The following is a 5,787-nucleotide window of genomic DNA, read 5'->3' on the forward strand; positions in this document are numbered from 1 at the left end:
ATTACTGACAGTTCATCCGCAAATAAGTAGAATGTACCTATGCTTAAGGATGTGAATATTAACGTAATAGACATGTCACTTTTAAAGGAAATTGAATGACTTTTTCAGTAGTAGTTTTAGCCGCAGGTAAAGGAACTAGGATGAAGTCCTCTTTGCCTAAGGTATTGCACCCTATTGGTGGCAAACCCATGGTTCAACATATTGTGGACACAGTAAAAAAATTGGGGGCTACAAATATACATGTGATATACGGGCACGGACGAGAGCAATTACAAAATAAACTTAGTCATAATGGTCTGTCTTGGTGTTTACAAGAGCAACAGCTAGGTACCGGCCATGCTGTCCAGCAAGCCATTCCTTATATTAAGGATAATGAAGACGTACTGATTTTAGTGGGCGATGCACCGTTAATTAAAGAATCGACACTCAAACAATTAATAGCAGTGAAAAAAGACGCGGATCTCGCCTTGCTTACCGTCAATCTAGAAGATCCTACTGGTATGGGGCGGATTATTAGACAAGGCGAGCAAGTCACAGCCATTGTTGAGCACAAAGATGCAACAGAACAACAGCGTCAAATCAAGGAAACCAATACTGGTATGATGATGATGGGTGGTAGTGACTTAAAACGATGGTTATCAGCATTAAACTGTAACAATGCTCAAGGTGAATTTTACTTAACCGACGTGATTGAAATGGCCGCTAAAGAAGGCAAATCTATTCATGCGTCTCAGCCCTCTTGTGCAATTGAAGTGGAAGGCATTAACAATAGAGTGCAACTTGCGTCAATCGAACGAGCCTACCAAGCTGAACAAGCCAAAACCTTAATGCTGCAAGGTGTATCATTGTTAGATCCATCACGCTTCGATTTAAGAGGCGAAGTAGAAGTCGGTCAGGATATAACTATAGACGTGAATGTCATTATTGAAGGTAAAGTAAAAATTGGCTCAAACGTCACAATAGGCGCTAACTGTATTTTAATAGACAGCATTATCGAAGATAACGCGACCATTCATGCTAATTCAATATTAGAACAGGCCATTGTGGGACAACACTGTAATGTAGGCCCCTATGCCAGACTTCGCCCAGGCACAGTGATGAAGGAACAATCCCGAGTAGGCAATTTTGTCGAAATGAAAAAAACCATTCTAGGTAAAGGCTCTAAAGCTAATCATCTCACCTACCTAGGCGATACCGAAGTAGGCGAAGGCGCCAATATAGGTGCAGGCACTATTACATGTAACTATGACGGTGTGAACAAATTCAAAACGTTCATTGGTGATGGTGCTTTTATTGGTTCAAATAGTGCTTTAGTGGCTCCCGCATCAATCGGTATAAATGCCACAATAGGTGCAGGTTCTGTTATCACCAAAGAAGTAGGCGATAATGAATTAGCCATTGCAAGAGCGAAGCAAAGGAACATAAGCACTTGGTGCAGGCCTGAGAAATGATAAAAATCCAATATAAATTGACGTTACCATATTATATATGAGCTGGATTACCCTAAAAGTCCCAGGTTACACTGGGGTATGATTTAAAAAACTAAATAGAGTTATGCTTAATACTGTCTGCTCTTTTATCAATTTACATACTTTTTCATTACGACAACTCAAAATAAAACAAACCAAACCAAACTTGCATTTAAAAACTTTTAAATTAGAATAAGTTTCAACTCGAAACTTATTCTAATTTAATGCAAAAACGAAATACCCAACAAAGAAGACGTTCAATTGTCGAACAGCTTAATCGCACTGGTGAAGTAGCAGTGGATGAACTAGCTAAGTTGTTTTCAACTTCAGAAGTGACTATTCGAAAAGATTTTATCGAGCTTGAAAGCAATGGGTTACTGTTAAGAAAGTTTGGTGGAGCAATTTTACTGCCAACTAGCTCTTCCGAACTTTCAAATGAAAAGGCGTCTCCGTACAAGAAGGCGATCGCTGCCGCCGCGGCTTCTTTAATCAAAGATCACAATCGTATTATCATAGACAGTGGCATTACGACAGCTACGTTGTTACCCGAATTAAAACACAAGACTGGTTTACTGGTGATGACCAATTCACTGCAGGTTGCCAACTATTTATTAGAACAAGAAAACGAACCTAAAGTATTAATGACTGGGGGCACATGGGACACTCAATCCCATTCTTTTCAGGGGAAAATGGCTGAGCTAGTCCTTAAAGAGTATAACTTTGATCAAGCCTTTATAGGTGCTGCTGGCTTAGACCCTCAAAAAGGCACCACTACTTTTAATGAATTGACACAGTTAAGCCAAACAATGGCAGACGTATCAAATCAGGTAATTGTTATGGCCGAGTCTGAAAAATTACAAAGAAGAATACCCAATGTAGAGTTGCCATGGAGTGCAATTTCAGTTCTAGTAACCGATGATCAAATACCAGCAGCACTCAAACAACAAATTGAACAACATGGCGTAGATGTTATCTGTGCTAATACAACAAAGATTGGAGCTTAATATGTGTGGGATAGTAGGGGCGATTGCCGAACGTAATGTAGTTGAAATATTGTTAGAAGGTTTACGACGCTTAGAATACCGAGGATACGACTCGGCTGGCGTTGCACTTTTAGACAGCCAAGGCAATCTCACTCGCACCAGACGAATAGGCAAAGTAAAAGAACTGGCAGCTGCGTTAAAAGAATATCCTGTTAAAGGCGCAACGGGGATAGCACATACACGCTGGGCAACCCACGGCGGAGTGACAGAAGCCAACGCACACCCACACTTTTCATCTGAGCGCATTGCGGTTGTTCATAATGGTATTATCGAAAATCACCAAACATTACGCCAAGAACTCACCTCAGTCGGTTATGGTTTCAGCTCAGACACCGACACCGAAACTATTGCTCATCAAGTACATTTAGAATTGGATAAATGCGGTGATTTACTTAAAGCCGTACAAAACGCCGTGACTAAGTTTCATGGTGCATATGGCACCGTCATTATGGATAAACATGATCCAGAACGCATTATCGTCGCCCGCTCTGGTAGCCCATTGGTCATCGGTTTAGGCATAGGCGAAAACTTTATTGCCTCTGACCAAATGGCATTGTTACCCGTCACTCGTCGATTTATGTTTTTAGAAGAAGGTGATGTTGCCGAGATTTCCCGCACTAATATTAACGTTTATGACCATGCTGGCGCAGTAGTAGAACGTGAAATTATTGAGTCAGATGTAGAGCATGATGCAGGTGATAAAGGCGGTTATCGCCACTATATGTTAAAAGAAATCCACGAACAGCCAAGCGTTATTCGCAATACTTTACAAGGCCGTTTAGGTGAAACAGGCATCAGCCCTAATATATTTGGTCAAGGTGCTGATGCAATATTAGCAGACATTCAACATGTGCAAATTATCGCATGTGGTACCAGCTATCATTCAGGTATGACAGCACGATACTGGTTAGAACAATATGCCAACGTATCGTGTAATGTAGAAATTGCCTCAGAGTTTCGTTATCGAAAATCCTTCGTTCATCCCAATAGTTTGATCGTCACTATCTCACAATCTGGTGAAACAGCCGACACACTAGCCGCACTTAGGCTTGCCAAACAACAAGGCTACTCAGCAAGTTTAGCTATCTGCAACGTACCCGGTTCATCCTTGGTCAGAGAATCAGATCTAGCCTTTATGACCTTAGCAGGAGCAGAAATTGGTGTTGCTTCCACCAAGGCATTTACGACTCAGCTTACTGGTTTTTTAATGTTGACCTTAGCGATTGGCCAACACAACAACATGTGTCAAACAGACCATGACGATATTATAAAAGCACTACATAGCTTACCCGCTAAGTTAGAAGAAACCCTGGCTTTAACTGATGGGATTAAAGAACTGGCTAAAGAATTTGCCGATAAACAACACAGCTTGTTTTTAGGCAGAGGCGATCAATACCCCATAGCAATGGAAGGAGCTCTTAAACTTAAAGAAATATCTTACATCCATGCTGAAGCTTATGCATCAGGCGAACTTAAACACGGGCCATTGGCGTTAATCGACGATGAAATGCCAGTCATAGTAGTTGCACCTAATAATGAACTACTCGAAAAGCTTAAATCAAATGTTGAAGAAGTCCGCGCTCGTGGCGGCATTATGTATGTCTTCGCAGACAAAGAGGCTAATTTCAAAAGTGACGATACCATGCGCGTGATCAATGTTCCTCACTGTGCAGCAGCGGTAGCACCCATAGTGTATACCCTGCCACTTCAACTGCTGTCATATTACGTTGCAGTGATAAAAGGCACCGATGTAGACCAACCAAGGAATTTAGCCAAAAGTGTGACAGTGGAATAACGCATTAAAAACATCGGGTTTGTTGTGGTATTCAAATAATATTGGAACTTCTTAAATAAAGATGGAACGTCTTAAATAAAGTTGGAAAGTGACTCCGGTCATACTGTGGTCACTTTTTGACTATAAAGGTCATGTAGGCCGACAATAAATTGTCATACTTTACAATTAAGTATCATACTTTTGCTAGCTTCTTAGCTAGTGACCGACTGGCTCCTGTGAGCCTATCACCGGACAGTCAGTGACTTTTCACATTTTAACTGACTCTATCGATAGCGAACTGTCGGTTATTACATTACTTGGTTTATTAGCACACTCGAATTACCCAATTGCTATAGCATTCATCGCCAATACGACGCTGCAACCTGCATAGGCAGTCACACTTTTTGATATAAGGTGTGAGATCTAACTCATACCATTAGTATTTATTGTGTCGGGGGTATTTACACAATTGATAATTTTAAATAAGTCATATTTATTAACTTATTGTTTTTAATGAATTAAATGGTGGCGGCGTGATTTTTGATTTTACTTAATGTAATAGGCAGTAGCCTCTTCCTGTTTTTATTTTTAAGCACCGTCTGTGCTGAGCCTTTCTTAATTTGAAGTCCTTACCTCAGGAATAAATTAGCCCTAAGTAGGCTTAACAATTTACATCCGCACACATATATAATAAGCCAAGTGACTTTAAATATTTGATTGACTTGTAATGGGTGTCTACGTAATTACGTTTAGCTTTTCGTCCTTGCTGTTTGCCTGCTTTCCAACTGGAGAAGACGTGGCCGACGCAACCGTTATTAACCAGATGATCGAACATGCAATCAGGCAACAGCCCGATCAGTACATGTGGGTTCACAGAAGATTTAAAACTCGACCTGAAGGCTAGCCGTCGGTTTATTAATCTGCTTTGATTCAAGTCTATTAGTCAATTTAAAATATCAGCTTTGTCTACTGGAAAAATCAACGTCACTGACCTCACCGATCAAGTTTTAAGGTTTATTTAACAACTTCGCTCACATCACATAACTAAAAACGGCCTAATTAAGGCCGTTTGATTCGTAGATATAAAATGAACTAAGAGTATTAATTACGACAAGGTATTCGGCAATTGGTTTGCAAACTCCCCTTGGTAAATAACTCTATTGCAAGTTAGCATGCCAAAACTATTCGCATTTTTGAAAGGTAGTACAAGTTACTTCACCATCACTATCAGCTCTACATTCATAAGCTTTAGTCGGCTTGCATTCTATCGCTTCTTGAACAGCTACATTCCAAAGGTTCCCTAAACGAATGAAACTAATACTATCCATTTCACTGTTAAACGCCCAGTCGCCGACAATGTTTGAAAGAGCCCTTGGCATGACTGAACCATCCGCGAACCTTGCAGACTCATTTATATAGCTATCATCTCTTTCTAATTAGCCGTTTTCTCCAGTCTTGCTATCCTCATAGCCTCCTCTTACACTGTCCTCACAAGTAACTT

The 5,787-nt window shown here is 40.5% G+C and carries 3 protein-coding genes and 1 pseudogene; all 4 read left to right on the forward strand.

The window, feature by feature from the left end:
* Positions 1-95 precede the first annotated feature (95 nt).
* Positions 96-1,451, forward strand: a complete 1,356-nt coding sequence (gene glmU / locus QZ562_RS18830) for a bifunctional UDP-N-acetylglucosamine diphosphorylase/glucosamine-1-phosphate N-acetyltransferase GlmU (RefSeq protein WP_293763657.1) — start codon at positions 96-98, stop codon at positions 1,449-1,451.
* Between the two features lie 242 nt (positions 1,452-1,693).
* Positions 1,694-2,473, forward strand: a complete 780-nt coding sequence (locus QZ562_RS18835) for a DeoR/GlpR family DNA-binding transcription regulator (RefSeq protein WP_293763660.1) — start codon at positions 1,694-1,696, stop codon at positions 2,471-2,473.
* Between the two features lies 1 nt (position 2,474).
* The gene (gene glmS, locus QZ562_RS18840; protein WP_293763663.1) at positions 2,475-4,307 is read left to right on the forward strand and encodes a glutamine--fructose-6-phosphate transaminase (isomerizing); all 1,833 of its coding nucleotides are present in this window, start codon (positions 2,475-2,477) and stop codon (positions 4,305-4,307) included.
* A 757-nt stretch (positions 4,308-5,064) separates the two neighbouring features.
* Positions 5,065-5,190, forward strand: a pseudogene (locus QZ562_RS18845) (lipid A biosynthesis acyltransferase); the annotation flags it as partial.
* Between the last annotated feature and the right edge of the window lie 597 nt (positions 5,191-5,787).

Source organism: uncultured Paraglaciecola sp. (genome assembly GCF_913058035.1).
GTDB lineage: Bacteria > Pseudomonadota > Gammaproteobacteria > Enterobacterales > Alteromonadaceae > Paraglaciecola.